The organism is Cyanobacterium sp. Dongsha4, from assembly GCF_036345015.1.
Classification (GTDB): domain Bacteria; phylum Cyanobacteriota; class Cyanobacteriia; order Cyanobacteriales; family Cyanobacteriaceae; genus PCC-10605.
Genome location: NZ_CP084098.1, coordinates 491,617 through 515,337, shown reverse-complemented (window position 1 = coordinate 515,337; position 23,721 = coordinate 491,617). Strand labels below are relative to the sequence as shown.

Annotated in this window: 23 protein-coding genes and 1 pseudogene; 13 read left to right on the top strand and 11 right to left on the bottom strand. The window is 34.2% G+C overall.

Annotated elements, in window-relative coordinates; all coding sequences use genetic code 11:
- Nucleotides 1–149 precede the first annotated feature (149 nt).
- Nucleotides 150–1,625: a DEAD/DEAH box helicase gene (locus tag Dongsha4_RS02275; RefSeq protein WP_330204153.1), complete on the bottom strand. Its 1,476-nt coding sequence runs from the start codon at nucleotides 1,623–1,625 to the stop codon at nucleotides 150–152.
- A gap of 400 nt (nucleotides 1,626–2,025) precedes the next feature.
- Nucleotides 2,026–3,345, bottom strand: a complete 1,320-nt coding sequence (gene rimO / locus Dongsha4_RS02270; protein ID WP_330204152.1) for a 30S ribosomal protein S12 methylthiotransferase RimO — start codon at nucleotides 3,343–3,345, stop codon at nucleotides 2,026–2,028.
- Nucleotides 3,346–3,676: 331 nt separating this feature from the next.
- On the opposite strand from rimO, the pseudogene Dongsha4_RS02265 reads away from it, so the two are divergent.
- A pseudogene (locus Dongsha4_RS02265) lies at nucleotides 3,677–3,853 on the top strand (DNA cytosine methyltransferase); the annotation flags it as partial.
- 18 nt (nucleotides 3,854–3,871) lie between these two features.
- On the opposite strand, the gene Dongsha4_RS02260 reads toward Dongsha4_RS02265, so the two are convergent.
- Nucleotides 3,872–4,633: an HNH endonuclease gene (locus Dongsha4_RS02260; protein ID WP_330204151.1), complete on the bottom strand. Its 762-nt coding sequence runs from the start codon at nucleotides 4,631–4,633 to the stop codon at nucleotides 3,872–3,874.
- A 77-nt stretch (nucleotides 4,634–4,710) separates the two neighbouring features.
- Between Dongsha4_RS02260 and Dongsha4_RS02255 the strand changes: the two genes are divergently transcribed.
- Nucleotides 4,711–5,388, top strand: a complete 678-nt coding sequence (locus tag Dongsha4_RS02255; protein ID WP_330204150.1) for an HpaII family restriction endonuclease — start codon at nucleotides 4,711–4,713, stop codon at nucleotides 5,386–5,388.
- A 155-nt stretch (nucleotides 5,389–5,543) separates the two neighbouring features.
- On the top strand, nucleotides 5,544–5,915 hold the full coding sequence (locus Dongsha4_RS02250; RefSeq protein WP_330204149.1) for a hypothetical protein: 372 nt from the start codon (nucleotides 5,544–5,546) through the stop codon (nucleotides 5,913–5,915).
- 211 nt (nucleotides 5,916–6,126) lie between these two features.
- Here the strand turns inward: Dongsha4_RS02250 and Dongsha4_RS02245 are convergent, their stop codons facing one another.
- From Dongsha4_RS02245 to galE, 6 genes are all read right to left on the bottom strand, one after another.
- On the bottom strand, nucleotides 6,127–6,702 hold the full coding sequence (locus Dongsha4_RS02245; RefSeq protein WP_330204148.1) for a Uma2 family endonuclease: 576 nt from the start codon (nucleotides 6,700–6,702) through the stop codon (nucleotides 6,127–6,129).
- 145 nt (nucleotides 6,703–6,847) lie between these two features.
- Entirely contained in the window at nucleotides 6,848–7,423 is a 576-nt protein-coding gene (locus tag Dongsha4_RS02240) for a Uma2 family endonuclease (protein WP_330204147.1), read from the bottom strand.
- A gap of 111 nt (nucleotides 7,424–7,534) precedes the next feature.
- Nucleotides 7,535–8,017, bottom strand: coding sequence for a DUF29 domain-containing protein (locus Dongsha4_RS02235; RefSeq protein WP_330204146.1), 483 nt, complete (start codon nucleotides 8,015–8,017; stop codon nucleotides 7,535–7,537).
- A 136-nt stretch (nucleotides 8,018–8,153) separates the two neighbouring features.
- A complete protein-coding gene (gene psbA, locus Dongsha4_RS02230; RefSeq protein WP_015218695.1) occupies nucleotides 8,154–9,224 on the bottom strand; it encodes a photosystem II q(b) protein in 1,071 nt (356 codons plus the stop codon).
- Nucleotides 9,225–9,367: 143 nt separating this feature from the next.
- Nucleotides 9,368–10,972 carry a peptide chain release factor 3 gene (gene prfC, locus Dongsha4_RS02225; protein WP_330204145.1) on the bottom strand — a complete coding sequence of 535 codons (1,605 nt, stop codon included), beginning with the start codon at nucleotides 10,970–10,972 and terminating at the stop codon, nucleotides 9,368–9,370.
- 446 nt (nucleotides 10,973–11,418) lie between these two features.
- Nucleotides 11,419–12,399 carry a UDP-glucose 4-epimerase GalE gene (gene galE, locus Dongsha4_RS02220; protein WP_330204144.1) on the bottom strand — a complete coding sequence of 327 codons (981 nt, stop codon included), beginning with the start codon at nucleotides 12,397–12,399 and terminating at the stop codon, nucleotides 11,419–11,421.
- Between the two features lie 413 nt (nucleotides 12,400–12,812).
- Between galE and Dongsha4_RS02215 the strand changes: the two genes are divergently transcribed.
- The 5 genes from Dongsha4_RS02215 (at nucleotide 12,813) to Dongsha4_RS02195 (ending at nucleotide 16,887) form a co-directional block, all read left to right on the top strand.
- Nucleotides 12,813–13,124: a carbon dioxide-concentrating mechanism protein CcmK gene (locus Dongsha4_RS02215; protein WP_099436084.1), complete on the top strand. Its 312-nt coding sequence runs from the start codon at nucleotides 12,813–12,815 to the stop codon at nucleotides 13,122–13,124.
- Nucleotides 13,125–13,242: 118 nt separating this feature from the next.
- Nucleotides 13,243–13,581, top strand: a complete 339-nt coding sequence (locus tag Dongsha4_RS02210; RefSeq protein WP_015218690.1) for a carbon dioxide-concentrating mechanism protein CcmK — start codon at nucleotides 13,243–13,245, stop codon at nucleotides 13,579–13,581.
- 18 nt (nucleotides 13,582–13,599) lie between these two features.
- Nucleotides 13,600–13,908 carry a EutN/CcmL family microcompartment protein gene (locus tag Dongsha4_RS02205; protein ID WP_330204143.1) on the top strand — a complete coding sequence of 103 codons (309 nt, stop codon included), beginning with the start codon at nucleotides 13,600–13,602 and terminating at the stop codon, nucleotides 13,906–13,908.
- Between the two features lie 148 nt (nucleotides 13,909–14,056).
- Nucleotides 14,057–16,069, top strand: coding sequence for a ribulose bisphosphate carboxylase small subunit (locus tag Dongsha4_RS02200; protein WP_330204142.1), 2,013 nt, complete (start codon nucleotides 14,057–14,059; stop codon nucleotides 16,067–16,069).
- 131 nt (nucleotides 16,070–16,200) lie between these two features.
- Nucleotides 16,201–16,887 carry a hypothetical protein gene (locus Dongsha4_RS02195; protein WP_330204141.1) on the top strand — a complete coding sequence of 229 codons (687 nt, stop codon included), beginning with the start codon at nucleotides 16,201–16,203 and terminating at the stop codon, nucleotides 16,885–16,887.
- A 58-nt stretch (nucleotides 16,888–16,945) separates the two neighbouring features.
- Here Dongsha4_RS02195 and Dongsha4_RS02190 read toward each other — a convergent pair whose 3' ends face one another.
- Together Dongsha4_RS02190 and Dongsha4_RS02185 are read right to left on the bottom strand one after the other, a co-directional pair.
- Nucleotides 16,946–17,530, bottom strand: a complete 585-nt coding sequence (locus Dongsha4_RS02190; RefSeq protein ID WP_330204140.1) for a phycobiliprotein lyase — start codon at nucleotides 17,528–17,530, stop codon at nucleotides 16,946–16,948.
- Nucleotides 17,531–17,581: 51 nt separating this feature from the next.
- On the bottom strand, nucleotides 17,582–18,676 hold the full coding sequence (locus Dongsha4_RS02185) for a tetratricopeptide repeat protein (RefSeq protein WP_330204139.1): 1,095 nt from the start codon (nucleotides 18,674–18,676) through the stop codon (nucleotides 17,582–17,584).
- Nucleotides 18,677–19,237: 561 nt separating this feature from the next.
- Between Dongsha4_RS02185 and Dongsha4_RS02180 the strand changes: the two genes are divergently transcribed.
- The 5 genes from Dongsha4_RS02180 (at nucleotide 19,238) to Dongsha4_RS02160 (ending at nucleotide 23,700) form a co-directional block, all read left to right on the top strand.
- Complete coding sequence (locus Dongsha4_RS02180) at nucleotides 19,238–19,993, top strand: HAD family hydrolase (protein ID WP_330204138.1); 756 nt, start codon at nucleotides 19,238–19,240, stop codon at nucleotides 19,991–19,993.
- 101 nt (nucleotides 19,994–20,094) lie between these two features.
- Nucleotides 20,095–20,664, top strand: a complete 570-nt coding sequence (locus Dongsha4_RS02175) for a hypothetical protein (protein WP_330204137.1) — start codon at nucleotides 20,095–20,097, stop codon at nucleotides 20,662–20,664.
- A gap of 566 nt (nucleotides 20,665–21,230) precedes the next feature.
- On the top strand, nucleotides 21,231–21,485 hold the full coding sequence (locus Dongsha4_RS02170) for a BolA family transcriptional regulator (protein ID WP_330204136.1): 255 nt from the start codon (nucleotides 21,231–21,233) through the stop codon (nucleotides 21,483–21,485).
- 87 nt (nucleotides 21,486–21,572) lie between these two features.
- The gene (grxD, locus tag Dongsha4_RS02165; protein WP_330204135.1) at nucleotides 21,573–21,896 is read left to right on the top strand and encodes a Grx4 family monothiol glutaredoxin; all 324 of its coding nucleotides are present in this window, start codon (nucleotides 21,573–21,575) and stop codon (nucleotides 21,894–21,896) included.
- Nucleotides 21,897–21,987: 91 nt separating this feature from the next.
- Complete coding sequence (locus Dongsha4_RS02160) at nucleotides 21,988–23,700, top strand: DUF3685 domain-containing protein (protein ID WP_330204134.1); 1,713 nt, start codon at nucleotides 21,988–21,990, stop codon at nucleotides 23,698–23,700.
- Nucleotides 23,701–23,721: the final 21 nt, after the last annotated feature.

Sequence of the window (23,721 nt, the reverse complement as noted above, 5' to 3'; positions counted from 1 at the left end):
TACTCAGGCTAACTCAAGTGATTTTAGCAAGATAAAACTTTATATAAGTGAAGAGAATATTTGTAATTGCAACTATTTTATTTTTCCTCTTTTCCTATGATTCCTAACAAGGGGAATGAACCCCTTGCCTAATTCCTAAGACTTAAATCTTATCGGTTATTTAGCTTTACTGAACGGTTATAACTACGTTTAGGTTTGCCTTTGTATTTACTTTGACGATCGAAGCTATCAGAGCCACGACTACCATATTTAGTACGTCCTCCTTTGCCCTTTTTGATATAAGGTTTAGGAGTTGCAGGAGGGGGAACTTCCCAATCTTGCTGTAGCCAACTAGGACAATCTTGATCGTACAATATCTGTAACGTAGCGGCTGCGATCGCAGTTGGATCATAATCTTCATGTAGTTCTTTAACTAAAGGTAAGAAAGAAGCTAACCTTTCACCAGCTAAAGATTCTTTAATTTGTTCCGTGAGTTTCTCCATTCTTTTCGCTTCTACCGTAGAGCGATTGGGGACATTTTCCACCCGAATGGTTTGATTTAAACGACGCTCAATTTGACGTAAAAAACGGCGATCGCTTGGTTCAACTAAAGCAATAGCTTTACCCTCTTTTCCTGCCCTTCCTGTACGTCCTATACGGTGAATATAAGTCTCGGTATTATCTGGTAAATCGAAATTGAAAACGTGGGTTAAATCAGACACATCCAAACCTCTGGCGGCAATGTCTGTAGCCACTACCAACTTAATTTTTCCTTCACGCCAACGTTGAATTAAACGCTCCCGTTGAGATTGGCTTAAATCACCATGATACTCATCTACGCTTTGACCGGCTTCTTGTAATTTAGTCGTTAGCTCAGAAGCAGTACGCTTGGTTCTTACGAAAATAATACCACTTTGGGGATCTTCAATTTCAAGGATTGGTTGAATAGTTTTAATTTTAGACCAACCACGAGGCACCATATAAACACACTGATCAATGCGGGAGGGTGTATCTTGAGGTTTTTCTCCTGTAGCATTGATAGGATCATTCATGAACTCTTTTACCAAATATTGAATCTCTTTGGGCATAGTTGCCGAGAAACAAATGGTTTGACGAGATTTAGGAGTTTGAGAAAGAATCTCTTTTACATCGTCAATAAAGCCCATACTTAACATTTCGTCTGCTTCGTCTAAAACCGCATAGCGAAGGGCATCTAAAGTAAGATTTTTACGATTAAGCAGATCTATAATTCGCCCTGGTGTTCCAACAACTATATGCGATCCTTTTTCTAAAAAGCGAATTTGACGCTCTATGGATTGACCACCATAAACCGTTAATACATAGGTGCGATCGCCCCTTGCAATAAAGTCTTTTAAGGATTCGGCTACTTGTTGAGCCAATTCTCTGGTAGGAGTCAAAATTAAGGCTTGAACATCTTTGGAACTGCGATCAATGCTATCTAAGATAGGTAGAGAATAAGCGGCTGTTTTACCTGTACCAGTTTGCGATTGCCCTACTACGTCACGCCCTGATAATAATTCGGGAATTGCTAATGATTGAATTTTGGTGGGAGTCACAAAACCGATTTTTTCTAGTTGATTAACTAAGGATTCGGATAGTCCTAAACTGGAAAATGAAATTGTCATCTGTAATGTTATTTGTGAATGTTTACTGTGTTACTCTCCACAGATCAAAGGAAACAATCCCGTGAAGCAAAACTGGTAACAGTAAGGGGAAATTTAATTAAGAATGAGGAATTGGTGAGCAGAAGCTAAAAATCATCAGTTAAAGTTTGCTACACTTTAGAATTTTTAGTTCTTTATTCCTTTCTAATAACTGCTTTTACTACCGTTATCTTTATAGCTAATGATTATGATGCCATTAGCCCTTACATTCCGCTTTTACTTAAGCACGAAACGATTTCCGAGAGACAATTGAGTAAGAAGATTAAGTTTTTTTACTTTTTTATTTTTCGTGACGACTATCTTTACTATGATTATCAGAATGTAGTCACTGAATTAAGACCTACTTAATCTAGGATAATTACTAATTTATCTCTGTTTCTCCATAGAGATCATAGACATCGGCTGAGGTGATGCGAACAGGGGTAATCTCACCTAAGTTTGCTGAACCCTTAACATAGACTAATCCATCTACCTCGGGGGCAAAACGGGGGGATCTCCCAATCAATTCACCAGTCATGGGGTTTTCTTGCTCAATCAATACTGGAACAATCTTACCTATTTCTGCCTCGTTTTTCATGGCGGCAATGGGCTGTTGTATTTCCATTAACTGATTGCGTCTTTCTTCTTTTACTTCCTCTGGCAACTGATTACTTAATTCATAAGCCTTAGTGCCTTCTTCGGGAGAAAAAGTGAACACACCCACATGATCAAATTGATGTCTTTTAACAAATTGTAACAAATGTTGGAAATGTTGTTCAGTCTCTCCAGGAAATCCCACAATAAATGTTGTTCGCATAACCGATTCGGGAAGGGCTAGTTTGATGCGTTCTATAATTTCATCATTTACTTTCCCTTGCCAAGGACGATTCATGCTTTTAAGGATTTCGGGGTGAGAATGTTGTAAGGGTAAATCTAAATAGGGCAGTATATTATCTGTAGATGCGATCGCCTCTATAACTTTATCTGTTAAGCCTGTCGGATAAGCATAATGAATTCTAATCCAAGGAATATCAACTTTTCCTAACGCTTTTAATAACTCAGCTAACTTAGGTTCACCGTATAAATCAACACCGTAATTAGTGGTAATTTGAGAGATTAAGATTAATTCTTTCACTCCTTGATCTGCTAATTGTTGGGCTTCTGCCACAATAGATTCGAGCGTACGGGATCTTTGATTCCCACGCAAATGGGGGATTATACAAAAAGAGCAACGATAATCACAACCCTCAGCGACTCTTAAATAAGCCACCCCTTCAGTGGTAGTGCGATAACGAGGTATATTTTCATCCGCAATGAAAGTAGGTTCAGCAGAAACCGCCTTAACTCTTTCACCTTTTTCTACCCGTTCAATAATATCGACAATATTTTGATAGTCACCAGTTCCAACTAAAGCAACGGCTTCTGGTAGTTCTGCCAACAATTCCTCCTGAAAGTGCTGTGCCATACAACCAGCAATAATAATTTTTTTCTGGTTTTCCGCTAATTCTACTAAAGTTCTTACAGATTCTCGACGAGCGGACTCAATAAAACTACAAGTATTTACAATAACATAATCGGCTAATTCTTCGGTATTATCGATGCCGTAGCCTGATTTTGCCAATAAACCGAGCATATGCTCAGAATCAATGCGATTTTTTTCACAGCCTAAATGAGAAACGGCGATGGTTGGCTTATTGCCCATATTTACGATTCAGCTCTATTTTTATTTTGCTAACAACATTTTTCACAACTTAACTATGATAACAGATTTATGAGTAATGATGATGTCTATGAATAATATTTTTGTTATCTCTAAAGATGCGATCGTACTTTTTGATTACATGATAAGAATTATAACTTTATAAAAATATTATTGAAATTTGCATAAATTCAGAAAATGGTACTGATGACAATTTAAAATAGTAATAGTTTTAATTAAGATAACAAAAACTTATCGAGATAAATATAAAAAGCAAAAATGATTGCCAGTAAAATTAAATTAAATGTAACTATTGATGAAAAGAAAATAGTTAATCATACAAAAAAACACAAAAATTCCTTTTCCACCACCAAAATATCCTAAGTTTAAATTCATTGATTTATTTGCAGGAATTGGAGGTTTTAGAATCGCTTTACAAAATTTAGGAGGCTTATGTATTTTTTCCAGTGAATGGGATGAGAAAGCCCAACAAACTTATCAAGCAAATTTTGGAGAAATACAATAATTATTATATGAAAATGTTAGTTTTATCGTACTCTAAAAATTCTCTTGAAGGAAGAAATTTACTGGGTAAAATGATATAATTATCTTTATATTTGAAAAATAAATCTATTACAGAATTATCTTTTTGAAAATCGTTAAAATATTGAGAAATTTTGACTTTATAATCTTGTGTAACTGTTATATAACCTTTATCAAATGCTTTATCATGTAAATAATTTAAGCATAAACCGTTACGGGGGTTTAATCTATTTTTTTTATCTTTTGACCAAGGAATTATATGACTAGCAACTAAAAAATCAGGAATACTTAAACCAGTTATACAGCATTGGGAATTATAGCAAGATAAGATTGTAGAGCGAAAAAAATTTTGATTAACTCTTTGTTTAACTATTGATTCTCTTTCTTTTCCTTCAGGAATATCAAATGTTTCAATCCCAGCAATTTCTTCTAAAGATTTATTGCTTAATTTTGCTATTAATACTTCACTTTCATAAGCTAAATCATCCCAATTATTATTAAACTCATCCCAAATTATTTTATCTAATTTACTACCGTTTGATAAACCGACAATTCCTCTTTTTCTTAACTCGGGATCAAAACGCCCAAAGTTACCTATTTTCATCTTAACAGCATTCGGACTTCTTCCTATTATTTGTGAGATACGGATTATTTCGGGATGATTAGAAGATACTCTATTAAAAGGTATTTTACAATATAAATTTAAAGTGATTATTGTTTCTTCCCTAGTCCAATTAACTCTTGGCATTGTTCTTATTTAACGATTTTAATTATCAAATTGTGCCATATTATTTATAGTAGCAACCACATTAAAACAAATTTATCATGAGACTTATTTCTTACAATTCAGAATACCATAATAAATACGATTTAAAATATCAAGGATTTTTATTAAATTCATCAGAAACTAACTTTATATTTAGAGTAAAAAATTTATCCCCTAATAATTTTCAACAAATAAATCATATTGTTACACCTCAAAAAGTTAAAGAAAGAATAAAAATAATCCTTAATCGAGGGGGAATTTTAGAATTTGTAAAAACTGAAAATCGTATTTTTTGCAATAACTTAGTTTTAAGTGATAGTTTATTACCTAATATTTTTGGTGAAATATTATTAAAATTTTATTCCTCTAGTTACTCAAAAATGATTGATTTAGTTAATGAAATTAAAAAAGCTAATCCCTTAAACTATGATTTATCAGATAACCATGATTTTTATACTTATAAAGTAAAAAGATTTTTAATTGATATTGCATTAAGAATATTTCCTTTAAAGATTTGGGAAGGAAATTATGATGGAAATGATGGATATTTAATTGTTAAAGATGATGGAAAAATAATTTGTTCTCATATCTATCATAAACACTTATTTGAAAATTATTTGCTTAACAATACAAAGTTAGAAACTGCTAGTACCTCAAGGCATAATTTTGGAAAATTATATAAAGAAAATGGAGGATTATTTATTAAGTTAAATTTACAAATCAGATTTACGAACTAAACACAAATAAGCTATGAATCAATTAAACATTCTTATTACAGTTGTCAGGCCACGCAGTCAATCCCAGAATTAGAGGCAGAATTGCTCTTAAATAGTGATTATCGATTCAAGGATGGGCGGTTGCTACCGTCACCGAAGCGCATTTACTGTTACAAATGGGGGAACATCAGGAAGCAAAAGGAATGTTAAGGGAGGAGGTAGAGAACTTTAAAAAAATGGCTCATAATTGGAGTAATAGCCTGATAAAAGAGGGTAATTCGTCATTGTCAACGGCGTATCGTTTTTCGACTTCTCCCTTTGCAGAATATATCACCCCCGAAAGAGTTACCAGAATTAAGGATATTTCCCCTAGTGATCTTAGTTTAGATCGGGATCAAGTCAGACGCAAAAAAAATGAGGCAAGTGTTGAGTTTGAAATGTCTTACGCCCGAGAAAGATACCCTAAATCATGGATACAAAAACAGATTGCCATAGCGGAATATTTAGACGGTTTAAGCGAATTATTAGCTAGATTAGAGAGTTTATAAGCCTTTGCGGATTTGTGCGAAAGTCGTAACCTGAAAAGTAGTAAGGAGATTTTGCCTGATGAGAATACCCCTTCGGGATTGTATTTGTTACCTGCGGATTAAGGAATAATCAAAGCTCTAAAGGGCTTATCATGAAAGGTGCGATCAGGCGTAGCCTGCCACTTCGTGATCGCATCTACATTTAATGGTAACATCAACAGAAATTATAAAATTAAAAAATCTCAGTTAAATCTAAAACAAAATCTGGCAAAACATCCTCTCCTAATAAAATTTTAGGATTATTTAAAACTTCTTTTTTTTGACCTTGACGATATATTTCTACTTCTTTCTTTTCAGGATTAATTAACCATCCCAATTTTACTCCGTTATCGATATATTCCTGCATTTTCTCTTGAATGTTAGTCAATTTATCAGAAGGTGACTTTAATTCAATCGCAAAATCTGGTGCTAAAGATAAAAATTTTTCTTGTTGTTCTAATGTTAAATTATTCCATTTTTTCGAGGTAATAAAAGAAGCGTCAGGGGATCTATTTGACCCATTTGGTAACTTAAAACCAGTGGAAGAATCAAAAACTTTACCTAATTTTTTTTGTCGATTCCAAGCAATTAATTGGTAAATTAAATCTGCATTACGATTACCAGTTAATCCTCCTGTCGGTGACATAATAATTAAATCTCCTTGAGCATTGCGTTCAAATCTTAAATCTTTGTGCTTGTGACAAAGTTCAAAAAACTGCTCATCAGTTAATTGCAATTCTAATTCCAATGGTGTTGATAAATAAACCATAATTTTTCGTAGGAATTACTATAGTTATAATGAATTATCCTAACACAAACACTAAGGAGCATTTTAATAAATTAATAATAGAAAATAATTTTTTTAACGAATAAAACGAAATATTTAAAAATATGTTAAACAGCATAAATATGTTTTACCAAATCATACTTATATCTAAATTAAATTCAGGTAAAATATCCTCTCCTGATAAAGTTTTAGGATTATCTAAAACCTCTTTTTCTTGACCTTGACGATATATTTCTACTTCTTTTTTTTCAGGATTAATTAACCATCCCAGTTTTACTCCGTTATCGATATATTCCTGCATTTTCTCCTGAGTATCTTTTAATGAGTCTGTTTTTGATATTAACTCTAAAACAAAATCTGGTGCTAAAGGGGGAAATTTTATCCTTTCTTCTTCTTTTAAATTATCCCATCTTTCCTTTTGAATATATGCTACATCGGGAGAGCGATTACTACCTTTTGGTAGTTTAAAACAGGTGGAAGAATCAAATATATATCCTAATTTTTTTTTTCGATTCCAAATAACAAAATCAGCATTTAATTCAGAATTTTTTTTCCCAGTTTCTCCCCCAGTAGGTGACATAATAATCAATTCTCCTTTTTGATTTTTTTCCAATTTTAATTCGGGATTATGACGACAAAGCTGATAAAATTTTTCATCATCAATGGTAGAAATTACATCGAAGTTAATAGTATAAGCAGTCATTATTATATTTCTCCGTGCGTTCGAAAGTAATATTATATTTTATCAATTTCTAGGGGTTGAATATTTAAACCTTGAAGATATAGCTCTTTTTGTGATAATTATGGAAGAAATCTATGAATAAAAATTTGTTAAGTCAATATTATGAGGAAACCAATTTTCATTTAATAATTGTTCTAAAGTATAAAGACATTGATTAGGAAAAATATTTTTATTTAAACCAGTTTTAATCACTACATATTTAACAGATTTTTGATAAAGATTATCTCTTTCTTTCTCAAGATGTTTTCGCAAATTAGTAGTCATATCTGTTTCCAACTCATCACGAAAATTAGCAATCTCCGAAGCCCAATGACGATGGTTAATTTTTTCAGAATCCCAATATTCAATTAACAATAAATGAATAATAATTTGTTTTAAATAACTTTCACCACTGCGTTTAATATCTCTAACCAAATTTTCTAATACCCCCGCCAAAGTATTTAAATCTAAAGCAGTTAAATTTCTATTTTTTATTTGTTTCAACGTTACTTCATGCCACGCCAAATAATCTTCATTATATAAATCTTTTAAACTAATTTTCTCTAAAGATTGCATAAAAATTTTTCTCCCATCCCACGACAATCATTATTTTCCTTGATTTTAACACAAATGCCAAAAAACACCCCCTAAATTAATAGAGAGTGCCTTTTGCTTATTTATTTAATTGTTTTAGTTTTTCAACCTATACAACTTATCCGTTGATTACAGGAGCAGATACAGGCTCTGCACTTGCTAAGTCTAAGGGGAAGTTGTGAGCATTACGCTCGTGCATTACTTCGATACCGATGTTTGCACGGTTTAATACGTCTGCCCAAGTTCCAATTACATGACCTTGGCTATCTAAGATAGACTGGTTGAAGTTGAAACCATTTAAGTTGAATGCCATGGTAGAGATTCCCATTGCTGTGAACCAAATACCGATTACAGGCCATGCACCTAAGAAGAAGTGTAACGCACGGCTGTTGTTGAATGAAGCATATTGGAAAATCAAACGACCGAAGTAGCCGTGAGCCGCTACGATGTTGTAGGTTTCTTCTTCTTGACCGAATTTGTAACCGTAGTTTTGAGATTCGGTTTCAGTGGTTTCACGCACTAAGGAAGAAGTTACCAAAGAACCGTGCATCGCAGAGAATAAAGATCCACCAAATACACCAGCTACACCAAGCATATGGAAGGGGTGCATTAAGATGTTATGCTCAGCTTGGAACACAAACATGAAGTTGAAAGTTCCAGAGATACCTAAAGGCATACCATCAGAGAAAGAACCTTGTCCAATGGGGTAGATTAAGAATACAGCAGTTGCCGCAGATACAGGTGCAGAGTAAGCAACACAGATCCAAGGACGCATACCTAAACGGTAGGATAATTCCCACTGACGACCCATGTAGCAAAATACACCGATCAAGAAGTGGAATACTACCAATTGGTAAGGACCACCGTTGTATAACCACTCATCTAAGGAAGCTGCTTCCCAGATAGGATAGAAGTGTAAACCAATAGCATTGGAAGAAGGAACAACTGCACCAGAGATGATGTTGTTACCGTATAATAAAGAACCAGCTACAGGCTCACGAATACCGTCAATATCAACGGGAGGAGCTGCGATGAAAGCGATGATGAAACAAGTGGTTGCAGTTAATAAACAAGGGATCATTAACACACCAAACCAACCTACATATAAACGGTTGTTGGTAGAAGTGATCCACTGACAGAACTGCTCCCATGCGGAAAGCTGTTGTTGTTGCTGTAAAGTGGTAGTCATGTTCTTATGATTTCAGTTATGAATTTTCGAGGTACTTATATATTTTGAGTCATTTGCTCACCTCACTTACTAATTTAACAAGATTGTAAAGTTTTGTCAAATATTTTCATAATAGTTATTTTTATTTCTCAGATAACTTTTATTTATAGTAAGGCTATGGAACTTAATTTTAAATCGGGATGATCGGCTTGTAGTTGTCTCACGTTCCATTCATTACGGAATAATAACACGGGGCGATCGCGTCCATCTTTTACTGTCATAGTGTTAAATATTCGACCAACTTTATCTAAGGCTTCCCAACCGTCAACAACCCAACGGGCAACGGAGAAAGGTAAAAGCTCAAGATTTGTTTCGACATTGTATTCGCTTAACATTCTAAATTGCACTACCTCAAACTGCAATTGCCCCACTGCCGCCAAAATGGGTTCACGGACAAAATCATCAACGGAATACATAATTTGAATTGCACCTTCTTCCTGTAGTTGAGTAATACCTTTTTGGAATTGCTTAAATTTAGAGGGATTGGGATTTTTGAGATAACAGAACAATTCAGGGGAAAAAGAAGGAATACCATCATATTCGAGTTTTTGCCCTAAATAAATGGTATCGCCAATGGCAAACACCCCAGGGTTATTTAATCCGATTACATCACCCGGATAAGCCTCATCAATAGATTCTCGCCCCTGAGCAAATAATTTTTGAGGATGTGACAATCGTACGGATTTTCCTGAACGGGCATGATTAACCGTCATATCCTTCTCAAACTTTCCTGTACAAACCCGAACAAAAGCAACTCTATCTCGGTGTTTGGGATCCATATTTGCTTGTAGTTTGAAGACGAAACCACTAAAATCGGGATGAGTAGGCTCTAATTGTCCTAAACTAGAATTTCTGGGAGTAGGCTGTAAAGCATATTCAAGGAATGATTCAAGAAATAGACGTACCCCAAAATTAGTCATGGCACTACCGAAGAAAACAGGAGTCATTTTTCCTGCGTGAATTTCTTCAAGGTTAAACTCTGCACCTATCTCGTCAAGTATTTCTAATTCTTCTTGAGTTTGTGCTAATAAATCACTATCTCCAATGTATTTTTCCAAGGTGGGGTCATCTGCCGATAAGATAACTTCCGATGCTTCTTTACTACCATGAGCCACTCTCTCAAATAAATGATACTTTTTCAGACGGCGATCGAACACCCCCTTAAAATAATCACCATTACCGATGGGATAGTTGACAGGATAAGTTTTTAAGCCTAATTCTTTCTCAATTTCATCCAGCAATTCTAAAGCCTCTCTACCCGGGCGATCCATTTTGTTAACAAAAGTAAAGATAGGAAGCGATCGCAACTTACATACTTCAAAAAGTTTACGAGTTTGAGGTTCTAACCCCTTAGCTGCATCAATTAACATCACTGCATTATCTGCCGCCGCCAAAGTGCGATAAGTATCTTCACTAAAGTCTTGGTGTCCGGGGGTATCTAAAAGATTAAGATGATAGTTGTTATAGGTAAATTGCAAAACGGTAGAAGTAATAGAAATTCCTCTTTGTTTTTCCAACTCCATCCAGTCGGAAGTAACCCGTCTTTGCTCTCCTCTGGCTTTAACTGCCCCTGCTTCGTGAATTGCACCTCCGTAAAGTAATAATTTTTCCGTCAAAGTTGTCTTACCAGCATCAGGGTGAGAAATAATTGCAAAGTTACGTCGCTTACTTACCGCTTTTAATAATTCTTGTTCAATAGTTACAGCCATTTTTATATCTTGAAATAACGTTCTTTTATTTTTTTGAAGGGTACTTTTTTATTAGACGAATAAACTTACATTGATTTATAATCAAACTCCGAAATACATTTTTTCTTTCACATCGTAAAAGTAATAATACTCTATTTTAGCAGTTCATTTTTCATTGTTAGTAAAAAAATACTTATTAAAAATGTCGGATAAGGATAGGTTTCAGGTTGGAGGTGTTAGGGTGTTGGGGAGAAACGAGTTAGGAGTTAGGAGTTAGGAGTTAGGAGTTTTTAATTCTTAATTCTTAATTCTTAATTATTTACCTTTGCCCATTGCCCTTGTAACTTTGCCCCTTGCCCTCTGCCCTTTTCGCCATCACTCATAGATGAAAATTTATACTGAACTCAGATTAAATATCTCAATATAAAGACAACTATTCACCAAAATAAAAAATTTTTTTAACCACCCTACTTATGCCGAGATTGGTGCCATTGCCAAGCATGACTAATAATAGTTTCAATATCTGGATATTGAGGTTGCCAATTTAAGATTTTCCTTGCTTTTTCACTACTCCCCACTAACATAGGTGGGTCTCCGGGGCGACGAGGTGCATTTTTAACTGTAAAATCTTTACTCGTAACTTTCTTGGCGGCTTTGATTACCTCTTTGACAGAAAAACCATTACCATTACCTAGGTTAAATACTTCACTTTTTCCCCCGTCTAATAAATATTCTAAACCTAAAAGGTGGGCTTGGGCTAAATCTTCCACATGAATATAATCTCGGATACAAGTGCCATCAGGAGTTGGATAGTCATCCCCCAAAATGGAGATTGAATCTCTTTTTCCTAGAGCCGCATACAAAATCAAAGGTATTAAATGGGGTTCAGGATTGTGATCTTCTCCGATTAAACCATCACTAGATGCACCTGCCGCATTAAAATAGCGAAAAGCTACATATTCCCAATTATAAGCCCTCTGGAAATCAGATAACATCTTTTCTACCACTAATTTGGTATAACCATAAGGATTAATGGGATTTTGAGGGTGTGTTTCTTTAATGGGAACTTCTTCGGGGATGCCGTAGGTGGCACAAGTGGAGGAAAAGACTATTTTTCTAACCCCTGCTTTTTCCATCCCTTCTAGTAGATTGAGAGTATAGGTAACGTTATTGCGGTAATATTTAGCTGGATTTTCTACCGACTCTCCTACATAAGCATAAGCGGCAAAATGAATCACGGCTTCTATATCATGCTCTTGAAATAAATCATCTAATAAGGTGCGATCGCACAAATCCCCTTCAACAAAATTAACTCCCAATTTCTCAACAATATCTCGATGTCCGTAAACCAAGTTATCAAAAACAAGAATGTCATAACCCTTACTTTGTAAAAGTTTAACAGTGTGAGAACCAATATAACCAGCACCACCAGTAATTAAAATAGCCATAGAAACAATTAAGAATTTAACAGAAGAGTAGTCAAGTCACCGAGTCAGAAGAATTATAACTCTTAACTGTTATCTGTTTCATATCCTCCGCAGTTAACTGAAATACAAGCTAACAGATAGCGAACCATTGACTATTAATTATTATTAAGGAACAGATTAATAAATATCATGATCGTTTATCTTGTCAAACGTACCATGCTTGTTTATGCTTATTTTAGATAGATTAAAAAAATATCTTGAGTAAAGGTGAAAAACTTCTTTAGGGAAGTCCGTGTCTATTGCGTAATCATCAATAAAAACATTTTTGTTTCAACGATGAAAATTAAATCAAGCTAATAATCCGCGCAATAAGATTATACAAAACCTTACAAGTAAATTTAAGCAAATTTTTAGTATATCAAGGAAAAAACAAAATGCCAATTGCAGTAGGAATGATTGAAACCTTAGGTTTCCCCGCCGTAGTAGAAGCCGCTGATGCTATGGTAAAAGCAGCTCGTGTAACCCTTGTTGGTTATGAGAAAATTGGTAGCGGTCGTGTAACCGTTATTATTCGTGGAGATGTATCAGAAGTACAGGCTTCCGTTGCTGCAGGTATTGATGCGGCTAATCGAGTAAGCGGAGGAGAAGTTTTATCTACTCACATCATCGCTCGTCCTCACGAAAACCTCGAATACGTCTTACCTATTCGTTACACAGAAGAAGTAGAACAATTCCGTAACTATTAACAGTAAAAGAGTAGTTAAATAACTCTAAAACTACAAAAACTGTCAAGATTAGAGGTGTCACACCCTAATTTATTGACCTTTTCATACATCCTAAAGATAAAAATATAGGGAAAAAAATATGTCGATCGCAGTAGGAATGGTTGAAACCCTCGGTTTCCCCGCCGTAGTAGAAGCCGCAGACGCTATGGTAAAAGCAGCTCGTGTAACCCTCGTTGGTTATGAAAAAATTGGTACTGGTCGTGTAACCGTCATCGTTAGAGGAGACGTGTCTGAAGTACAGGCTTCTGTTGCCGCAGGTATTGAAAACGTGAAAAGAGTAAAAGGTGGTCAGGTTTTATCTCACCACATCATCGCTCGTCCTCATGAAAACCTCGAATACGTCTTACCTATTCGTTACACAGAAGAAGTAGAACAATTCAGAGAAAGCGTGAATCCTCGCCCTTTAGGCAGACCATAAAATAGTAACTAAATATTAATGCAAATTGCTAAAGTATGTGGGACAGTAGTAAGTACCCACAAGTCAAGAACTCTTACAGGGGTAAAATTACTTCTGGTACAATTTTTGGACGCCAGTGGTAATCCTCTACCAGAATATGAAGTAGCAGGAGACACTGTAGGAGCTGGAATAAATGAATGGGTACTTGTTACTCGTGGAAGTTCTGCTCGTAAAGAAACTGGTCATGAGGAACGTCCCATTGATGCAATGGTAGTGGGCATTATAGATACAGTTACAGTTGCATCGGAACTTTTGTATAGCAAAAAAGATGCCGAAAGACTATATTAAATACTTTTTCTACTATTGTAATTTGTAATTCATAACTAAAGTAATAAAAAGTTAATGGAAAGGGGTAGAGGATGCTGATATTCCTGACAACCCCATAGTTTAAGTTAAATAAAATTATTAATGGAGGTAACAAGTGAGCGTCCCTATAATGGCTGCTCCCCCAACTCCTTGGTCAAAAAACTTAGCCGAGCCGACAGTAGATGATACTGCCTATATTCACTCCTTTTCTAATTTAATTGGAGATGTGAAAGTAGGGGCTAATGTTTTAGTTGCTCCTGGTACTTCTATTCGTGCTGATGAAGGAACACCTTTCTATATTGGTGATGGTAGTAACATCCAAGATGGGGTGGTGATTCATGGTTTAGAACAAGGTAGAGTACAAGGAGATGACGGGAAAGAATACTCCGTTTGGATTGGTGCTGATAGCTGTATTACTCACCTAGCTCTGATTCATGGTCCTGCTTATGTAGGTAATAACTGCTTTATTGGTTTTCGCTCTACGGTATTTAATGCCCGTGTCGGAGATGGTTGTATTGTGATGATGCACGCTCTGATTCAAGATGTAGAAATCCCTCCTGGAAAATATATTCCTTCAGGTGCAGTTATTACTAATCAACAACAAGCAGATCGCCTTCCAGACGTTCAACCAGAAGACAGGGAGTTTGCCGCCCATGTAGTTCATATTAATGAAGCCTTAGCGGCAGGTTATCACTGCTCCCAAAACTCTGCTTGTATCAACCCTATCAGAGAGCAAAATCAAGCCTCGGGGCGGGTAGCTACTTCTAACTATAGTAATGCTTATCAATCAGAAAATAATATGACTTTAAATACAGATATTACTAATCAAGTCAGATCCTTGCTCAGACAAGGCTATACCGTCGGCATTGAACACGCTAATGCTCGTCGTTTTAAAACCAAGTCTTGGTTGACTGCTTCTTTGCAAGGCAATAATGAAAATGCTATTTTAAGAGAATTAGATGGTTTACTCCATGAGTATCAGGGAGAATATGTGCGTTTAATTGGGGTTGATCCTCAAGCCAAACGTAGAGTAGCAGAAATTATTATTCAACGTCCTGAAGATACCCCCGGACAACCAGCTTCTGTAACTACTGTTTCTGCCAAAGTGGATCTTGGTAGTGTTAATGGTAATGGTAAGGTAAATGGAGCTAGTAGTTATTCTCAAGGTAATGGTGATTGGACTGGTGAAATTCGCTCTTTAATTCAGGGTGGATATAATATTGGGGTTGAACACGCTGATAAGCGTCGTTTCCGTACTAAGTCTTGGTTAACCGCTCCTAGTGTGACTACTAATTCTATTAATCAGGCTTTGAATCAAATTCAAGGTTATTTGCAAGAGTTTAATGGTGAGTACGTCCAGATTGTTGGAGTTGACCCTCAAGCAAAACGTCGTGTTGCCGAAATTATTATTCAGCGCCCCGGAGAAGATGGGGTCGTAGTCAATAGTAGTAATGGGGCTTCTAGTGGTTATTCTTCCTACAGTAATGGTAATGGAAGTGCTATTTCATCTAGTAGTTTAAGTGCTGAAGCAATTCAACAGGTGCGATCTTTATTAGCTCAAGGCTATCAAATTGGTACTGAACACGCTGATAAGCGTCGTTTCCGTACAAAATCTTGGAAGTCTTGTTCTCCCATCACTAGCACCAATGAGGGACAAGTTATTAGTGCTTTAGAGGGTTGTATGCGAGATCATGCGGGGGAATATGTACGTTTGATCGGTATTGATACCAATGCAAAACGTCGTATTTTAGAAATGATTATTCAACGTCCGGGTGATAATAACGGTTCTACTGCTCGTAGTGTCAGCAATAATGGTAGCTCTAACTCTGTCAGTAGCAGTGTTTCTAGTAACTATGGAACAAGTACCTATAGTGGCTCTAGTTCTTTAGATTCTGAGACTATTGGCCAAGTTCGTTCTCTATTAGCTCAAGGTTATCAAATTGGTACTGAACACGCTAACAAACGTCGTTTCCGTACGAAATCTTGGACGTCCTGCTCTCCCATTGAAAGCACCAACGAAAGTCAAGTTTTAAATGCCCTTGAGGGTTGCTTAAAGGATCATGCAGGGGAATATGTACGTTTGATCGGTATTGATACCAATGCAAAACGTCGTGTTTTAGAAACTATCATTCAAAGACCATAGATTTTTTAAGTAATAAGTAAAAAGTAATAAGTAAAAAACAGGCAGAAAGCAACGGTTTTTGTTTTTATTCATTCTCTTGATACCTGATACCTCTTTTAATATTCTTCATTCTCAATTCTTCATTCTTCAGGATGTCTTTACCCATTCTTCAAGCTAGTACAAATCAAACAACCCATGTGCGGGGAGATGTCATGATTGACTCCTCTGTGATGATTGCTGTGGGGGTTATCTTAAATGCAACTCCGGGGAATAAAATTATTATTCATAGTGGTGTTTGTTTGGGTATGGGTACTGTTATTACTGCTCATGATGGTGATGTGGAAATAAAGCCTAATGCAATTTTGGGAGCTGGTTGTCTGATTTTTGGTCATTGTGTGATCGGTTCTCAGGCTTCTTTAGGTTCTTCTGTTACTATATATAATGTTAGTGTTGATGCAGGAGATGTAATTCCTGCCGGTTCGATAAGAGGCGATCGCACCCGAAAAATTGAACTAAACTCTCAGGAAAATAGTAATAGTGTCGCCGAAAATAAAGTTCAGGAAAATAAATGGTCAAATAAATCAGCTAAATCTGAGGAAAACAAGCATAATATCACAAATAATCAAGAAGAAAGTGAAACTAAGGCGGAGTCTATTTCAGAAAATCCAGAACACATAAAGCAAGAAAACCAAGATATTAGTAACGAAAATTTGGCACAAGAAGAAGAGGTTAAAACTGATAGTTGGCAAGAAGATACTCCCCCTAACAGTGAGCAAGTTGTTGGGAAAGTATATATAAACAAGTTATTATTCACTCTTTTTCCAGAAAGGAATATGTAGGGCTATTTCCTAATTCCTAATAAAATGCCCTTTTTTATTCTCGCAAGTCGTACAGAAATTACCATCCTGTAATAGACGGTGTATTTAAAATTGGTTTGATTTCTTCTGTGGTTACTTGGTTATCTTCTTCTCTTACTTCAATACAAAAAGTAGCAGTATTAAAACCGCCAAAACGCTGTACAGTGCTTGTTCTCATCCGAATATTATCATTGACAAACCAGAATTTTTCATGGATAGTCATGGTTTCATATTCTGTGGTTAAAATCAAAGCATCATCATGATCTAAATAATACTCTCCAGCAACGGGAACTATTTCAGCGTAGCCTCTTTCTCTAAGTAGTTTTCCTTGTCTGGGATTTTCTTGGTTAGGTATTAAAGCAAATACTGTTTCACCCTGATGATTTTCATTTTCTTTATCCCATTGCATTGCACCATCCCAAGTAACATAAGAACCTCCTACCGATAAATTAGGGTCAAAAGAGTGCATTTCGCAGATTTCTTTTATTTTGGGGTCATTCTGTTCTAAATGCTCTACTTTTATCTCTGAACCCCCTGTTTCGGCTCTTCTGAAAGGTAAATGGTGGGTAGTACGCTGCGAGCGCCACTTCCCTGCACTATTCTGAAAAAAAGTCAATCCGTCCATAACAAAAATAAATAAAAATTAATATTTGACTAAAAACAAGTGATTTTATGACTATATATTATCATCTTCTTGTTGAGATAAAGTTTGTAAAAAAATTAAACCACTATAAAGTTGAAATGCTTCATCCCAAATAGATTCTTCTCGACGAAAAAGATTAATATGGGCGGTAATTTGTTTTAACATTTCAGGAAAATGAATAACACCTTCAGCAAATAAATTAAAATTAGATAATAAATTAATATCTAATGTTTTTCCTTGTAAATAGTTAACTAATTTTTTCCACTTTTCTTGAGTTGTTTTGCTATTTTCTCCAACAGTTAATCCAGCTTCAAACTGATAAAAATGGTCACTAAATCGCAATATTACATTATCGCTAATAACGTGTAAATCAAAAAAATTAGCATAGTCTAAAGTTGATTGTTTTTTCTGAACTTTATTTCTAGCATCCAGATGGGTTGTCATTTCAAAGATAGGAATTAATCCCTGTACTTTGCTTTTAACTTTTGTCCAATTTAAAGTATATTTTTTTTCTTCTTCCAAATCATTTTCTATTGTTAAATCGCATATATTACCATCATTTTCAATAAATTTAACCTGATAAACCTCCATTTTATTTATATTTTTTATTGGGTGACAAAAGCAAGGTATTCCCCCTTGAGATAATTCAGATTGATAATATTTTAGTTCTCCTAAACTACCTGTTTTGTAAAGTCTTAAACTACGAGTTGGTATTTGTAAAGTGGCAGTATAATTATCTATCTCCATTAATTTAGCTAACTGGGGAGCGAGATTTTTTTTATCTTCTGGCTTAACAGGTTCTAAGATTAAAACAGCTAAATCTTGACTATCTTCTATAGTGCGAAACTCTTGTTTTTTTTCTTCTTTTTTAGATTGATAAAATTTAACGATTCTTTCAATACCATCTCTGATTAATTTTATCAAAGCTGGATCTGGATATATACTATCCTTTATTATTTCTCTATAAGAATTTTCTGCTAAACTTAAATCTCCCTCTTTTTCCGCAATTAAAGCAGAGTAATATCGATACCATAAACGATCTTTTTCTTCAACAATAAGTTGAGATAATTTCTCTTTCGCTTCCTGATAATTCCCTAATTCAATCGTTTTATCAATATCTTTAAACACTGATTTGCCCCTGCTCAAATATTCTTTTATTGAATGAATACTGATTTCATTTTACCCATTTGTAAAATAATTTTATCTCTTTTTCTCTCTCTAGTTTTTACTGACTTAATTACTTATTGTTGTTTCTTAATTTGTAATATTGAATAATGAGCTTAAAACCCTTAACTTACCTAAGTTCGATGTAAAAAACTTTGTGGGATGAGGCATTGAGAGCGATAATTAATTTTGTTTGTACCTATAAAAACTATTAAACATAGAAAAAAAGATGTAAAATCAATTTATCTATTATTTTTATCAATAAATCTCTTGATTGAACCTGTTACATAAGGGATGATGTTTTTTTGGGCATGATCTCGGTTAATTTTCTTGGTCATGAAAAGTAAGAAAAAGTAAATAATCTTAAATATTAGCATTCATAAAGTTTTGAGTTGTTGATTAAGTTTTATTGGCAAGGTATTGACTTTTTGCTCGTTATATTTAACTTTTAGCTAATGCAATATATCTATGTTATCTCGAACTGAAGTTATAATTGGGTTTGATTTTTACAGAAGGTATTAACTTATGAGTCTGAAGGGGATTATATTTGATGTAGATGGTACGATCGCAGAAACAGAAAGAGACGGTCATAGAATAGCCTTTAATAGAGCTTTTGAGCAGGAAAATTTGCCATGGCATTGGGATGTGGATTTATATGGTGAATTATTGGAGATAGGGGGAGGAAAGGAACGTATTAGATATTATATTTCTAATTATTTGCCTTCTTTTAAAATTAATCAGTCTTTAGATGAGTTTATTGCTCATTTACATTTACAAAAGAGTAGATTTTATCGTCAATTACTAGAAAATAATTCTATTCCTTTACGTTTGGGAGTGAAAAGATTAATTCAAGAGGCTTATTCTCAAGGGGTAAAAGTTGCGATCGCATCTACGGCTTCTGTGGCGAATGTGGAGGCATTATTAGAAACCAGTTTAGGAAATCCTATGGCTAGTTGGTTTGAGGTAATAGCGGCGGGGGATATGGTAGAGAGAAAAAAACCTGCACCAGATATTTACTTATTGGCATTAGAAAAACTTAATCTATCCTCCCATGAATGTATTGCCATTGAAGATACAAATCAGGGATTAACTGCCGCCGTTAAGGCTGGTTTAAAAACAGTTGTCACCATAAATCAATATACGGAAAAGCAAAATTTTGATGAAGCAATATTAGTTTTAAATCATTTAGGGGAAAAAGACTTACCATTTCAGGTGATACAGGGTGTAAATTATGAAGAAAAATACTTTAATTTATCCCTAGCGCAAAAATTGATTTCTTGAGGCGATCGGGCAAAAGGTTGATAAGGTGTTAAGATACTTTAAAATTTAATTCAGTCATTTAATTAAAACAGGATTGGTTCATGTTGTCTCTGTTATCTTCTATGAGATTTAGTCAATGTTTAGGATTAGTTGTCACTATTACTGCTTTTCAACTTCCTAGCTACGCACAAACTAATATAAATTCTTCCGTAGTAGCTCAAAATGAAACAGTTACAGAGGAAGTAATTATCGAAGAAAATACCGTTACCCCAATAAATCAAACGGAGAGTTTACTTAGCTTAGAAGGGGGACAAAGATTAATGCAGGAAGCAGAAGAAGCGATCAGTCAAGAAAATTATGACTTGGCGGCAACTAAATTACAACAGGCGAGAAGAATTTTTAACCAATTGTCAAATTTTTATCTACAATTAGCAGAAAGTTTTGCTGGTATCAATAATCGCATCACAGAAGACCAAAGGGCAGGTGCTTTAAAAACAGCTAGTTTTAGAGATGAATCAACTTATCAGTTAGCTTTAGTACATAGGGCTCAAAATAAACCTGAATTAGCTGTACCTCTTTTAATTCAAATTATCCGTTCTCAAAATCCTAGTAGTGAATTGGGTAAAAAATCTTATCAACAATTATACGAAATCGGTTTTGTGCAAATTCCCCTTGAATCTCCCAATCAATAAATAGGGGTTGATAAAAAAGTGATGTCAAGAGAGTAGGTGTCAGGTTTCATTTAGGGCTTTTATAAATCTAAGAAAATCCAAGACTTTAGTATAGTTATTGTATTTACCTAATGGCTGACTTGTATCAAAAATATTTGAGCAAATAGGCAGAAAATCTTTTATTTTTATGGAAAATTTGGGTTTTAGAGGCTTTTTACAGTTGTTAGTGCCTTAAAACTCTTGATTTTTATTTGCTTCTGACTCCCAACAGCAAACCCTAACGAGGAAAATAGAAAAAAAGGATCGGGGAAAAAGTTTATTGACAAAGATTGAGTTAATAGATAAAGGGCAATAGATAGTAAAAGTATTTGTTAATACCAATTTATTTTTGCTAGTACTAAAAAACTAAAACCCTAAAACATAAAGATCAATTTTGATATTATTAAAATCAATTTAGTCACTTTTTTCCTTTGTTTTTCTCATTATTTCATTTTTTCTAACACTACTTTTGAAGTAAATCTCATATTAAGATATGATAAAAATAACTATTATTTAAGCATCAAAAATATTACCAAGCTAAAAAAAATATGGTGAGTTTGGAACAGGTTAAAAAAACTATTCAGCAAGAAATTCCAGACGCTGAAGTAGTAATTAAGGATTTGACTGGAGGGGGAGATCACTTAGAAGCGATCGTAGTTTCCTCTCAATTTGAGGGTAAAACCAAAGTTAAACAACATCAACTGGTTTATTCTGCCCTCCAAGCGGAGTTACAATCAGAAGCAATTCACGCTTTGGCTTTAAAAACCTATACACCTTCTACTTGGTCTGGTTTAAAGAACTAATCTTATATCCTGAGCATATCAGAGATTATTTTGAACCTGTAATTCTCAATTTTTTGTATTTATTGTTTTTTATCTTATTGAAGACTTATGACTCCTGAATTAAAACAACGTATTGAAGATATTGTTAAGAGCGATCGCATCGTGGTATTTATGAAAGGCACAAAATTAATGCCCCAATGTGGTTTTTCTAATAATGTAGTCCAAATATTAAATACTATCGGTGTTCCTTTTCAAACATTTGATGTATTATCTGATTATGATATTCGTCAGGGAATTAAAGAATATTCCAACTGGCCTACCATACCCCAAGTATATGTTAATGGTGAATTTATCGGCGGTAGTGACATCATGATTGAAATGTATCAAACTGGTGAGCTACAGCAAATGATTGAAGTTGCTTTAGCATCATAGATAATTAAGAATTAGGAATTAGGAATTAAAAATGAGCTTCTCACCCATAACAAAAATAAATCCTCTTATACTCAAATAAATCGTTTATGTGATGTCTATTAATGAGTCTCAATCCTCAATCAATGTCATTTTACTAGATGAAGATCCTATTTTTTCTTTAGGGTTAAAAGAGGTTTGTAAAGATGAGATTTATCAAGACATTAGTATTGTCGCTACAGGAAAATTAAAAGATATTTTTTCTCTGATCAAAAGTTATAATTGTGATTTAGTTGCCGTCGCTCTTGATTGGGAAAAGTATCCTGATAGGGTGAAAAAATTTTTCCAAGATTTATCTTTATTGGTTAAAGAATATCCAGAATTAAATATCTTATTAATGGTCAATCCGAGAGGATTAATTTATGATTTAACTTTCTTTTCTATTGTTAAAGGGTATTGTTATAAAAATATTGAAATTGATGAGCTAATTCAAATTATTCGAGTTTGTGCGAAGGGAGAACAATATTTAACTCAAAATCAGGGCTTATTAGGCAATCAAAATAATTTCAATAGTTGGTTAGCCCTTCAATGTCAGGGAGGAATAAAGGAAATTGAGAGACAAATAAAAGAGATTAATAATTATACCGAAAGTCACCGATTATCCCCCGCAGATGTTATTTATTGGCATGGTAGAAAAAGAGAATTAAAGTTAGCAAAATGGCTGATTAATCGTTTTCTCTCAGAGAGCGATCGCACTTTATTAAATTTTCAACTAAACTTTAATCAAACATCAATTTCAAAAAATGATGATAATAAGAATAAAGTAAAAAAACAAGATAAAAATAATGCGAAAACAGAAAAATCAAATGCTATTATTCTTGTTAACCAACCTGAAAATGTGTATGATTTAACCTTGTTAAAAATTCAAAAAAGCCTTAAAAATTACACAAAAAAAATCCAAGCAACAGATATATTAATAAATAGTAAACAGAAAGAATTATTAATTATAATTTTACAAGAATGGCAAGAATTAATATTAGAAACAGAAAAATTACAACTTAATAGAGAAGAACTAGAAAAAAGAGTTGAAACCTTTGTTAAAGAATTATGGCAGAACTCAACCCTGAAATTTTTACAAAGATACTTACCATCATCGGTAGAAAATGAATCGAAACAAAATTTAGAATTAGTGAATCTCATTATTAATCAGGGAGAAAAACTAGCAACGAATGAGTTAATAAAAATCCCTTTTATTCAAGACTTTCTTGTCTATGAAATAGAAAAAAAAGAAATTACCATTGATAATTTTACTTACTTTTATGGCGAAGAAAATAGTCAAGAAGTAGAAGAAATTATTTTACAAAACACTATCTTAAATATAGCTAATTGTACTGTGGAATTTACCCTTAACAATTTTGCTGATAGCTCTATTCTTAAACATAATATTTTCCAACCAGAATTAAAATCTTCTCGTAAAGTGGCAATGTTTCGCAATAATTTAGTTTGGAAATATCGCAGAGAAAAATATTGGCAAAATCCTAAAAATATATTTGAAGATCAATATGAAATGTTAAGATTGACCCATGAAGGAATAGTCTGTTGTCAGATTACTCATCCCCGTTATCAAGAACTAAATACCATTAAGGGAATACCATGGGGTGTTACTATTTTAATTGAATTAAGAGATAGTCTCGCTAAAGGGGTCAAGTCTCTTGGGGATAGCTTGGGCAAATTGTTGGTTTATTTGCTTACAGAAGTAGTTGGCAAAAGTCTTGGTTTAATCGGCAAAGGCATTCTTCAGGGAATAGGAAGTAGAATGAAAAATTAATAACCATTTGCCATCATTCTC

What these genes read in the sequence shown, in the direction of transcription:
- Dongsha4_RS02275 (WP_330204153.1), bottom strand. Translation starts at nt 1,625, where the DNA reads ATGACAATTTCATTTTCCAGTTTAGGACTATCCGAATCCTTAGTTAAT.
- rimO (WP_330204152.1), bottom strand. Translation starts at nt 3,345, where the DNA reads ATGGGCAATAAGCCAACCATCGCCGTTTCTCATTTAGGCTGTGAAAAA.
- Dongsha4_RS02260 (WP_330204151.1), bottom strand. Translation starts at nt 4,633, where the DNA reads ATGCCAAGAGTTAATTGGACTAGGGAAGAAACAATAATCACTTTAAAT.
- Dongsha4_RS02255 (WP_330204150.1), top strand. Translation starts at nt 4,711, where the DNA reads ATGAGACTTATTTCTTACAATTCAGAATACCATAATAAATACGATTTA.
- Dongsha4_RS02250 (WP_330204149.1), top strand. Translation starts at nt 5,544, where the DNA reads ATGGGGGAACATCAGGAAGCAAAAGGAATGTTAAGGGAGGAGGTAGAG.
- Dongsha4_RS02245 (WP_330204148.1), bottom strand. Translation starts at nt 6,702, where the DNA reads ATGGTTTATTTATCAACACCATTGGAATTAGAATTGCAATTAACTGAT.
- Dongsha4_RS02240 (WP_330204147.1), bottom strand. Translation starts at nt 7,423, where the DNA reads ATGACTGCTTATACTATTAACTTCGATGTAATTTCTACCATTGATGAT.
- Dongsha4_RS02235 (WP_330204146.1), bottom strand. Translation starts at nt 8,017, where the DNA reads ATGCAATCTTTAGAGAAAATTAGTTTAAAAGATTTATATAATGAAGAT.
- psbA (WP_015218695.1), bottom strand. Translation starts at nt 9,224, where the DNA reads ATGACTACCACTTTACAGCAACAACAACAGCTTTCCGCATGGGAGCAG.
- prfC (WP_330204145.1), bottom strand. Translation starts at nt 10,972, where the DNA reads ATGGCTGTAACTATTGAACAAGAATTATTAAAAGCGGTAAGTAAGCGA.
- galE (WP_330204144.1), bottom strand. Translation starts at nt 12,399, where the DNA reads ATGGCTATTTTAATTACTGGTGGTGCTGGTTATATTGGTTCTCACACT.
- Dongsha4_RS02215 (WP_099436084.1), top strand. Translation starts at nt 12,813, where the DNA reads ATGCCAATTGCAGTAGGAATGATTGAAACCTTAGGTTTCCCCGCCGTA.
- Dongsha4_RS02210 (WP_015218690.1), top strand. Translation starts at nt 13,243, where the DNA reads ATGTCGATCGCAGTAGGAATGGTTGAAACCCTCGGTTTCCCCGCCGTA.
- Dongsha4_RS02205 (WP_330204143.1), top strand. Translation starts at nt 13,600, where the DNA reads ATGCAAATTGCTAAAGTATGTGGGACAGTAGTAAGTACCCACAAGTCA.
- Dongsha4_RS02200 (WP_330204142.1), top strand. Translation starts at nt 14,057, where the DNA reads ATGGCTGCTCCCCCAACTCCTTGGTCAAAAAACTTAGCCGAGCCGACA.
- Dongsha4_RS02195 (WP_330204141.1), top strand. Translation starts at nt 16,201, where the DNA reads ATGTCTTTACCCATTCTTCAAGCTAGTACAAATCAAACAACCCATGTG.
- Dongsha4_RS02190 (WP_330204140.1), bottom strand. Translation starts at nt 17,530, where the DNA reads ATGGACGGATTGACTTTTTTTCAGAATAGTGCAGGGAAGTGGCGCTCG.
- Dongsha4_RS02180 (WP_330204138.1), top strand. Translation starts at nt 19,238, where the DNA reads ATGAGTCTGAAGGGGATTATATTTGATGTAGATGGTACGATCGCAGAA.
- Dongsha4_RS02175 (WP_330204137.1), top strand. Translation starts at nt 20,095, where the DNA reads ATGAGATTTAGTCAATGTTTAGGATTAGTTGTCACTATTACTGCTTTT.
- Dongsha4_RS02170 (WP_330204136.1), top strand. Translation starts at nt 21,231, where the DNA reads ATGGTGAGTTTGGAACAGGTTAAAAAAACTATTCAGCAAGAAATTCCA.
- grxD (WP_330204135.1), top strand. Translation starts at nt 21,573, where the DNA reads ATGACTCCTGAATTAAAACAACGTATTGAAGATATTGTTAAGAGCGAT.
- Dongsha4_RS02160 (WP_330204134.1), top strand. Translation starts at nt 21,988, where the DNA reads ATGTCTATTAATGAGTCTCAATCCTCAATCAATGTCATTTTACTAGAT.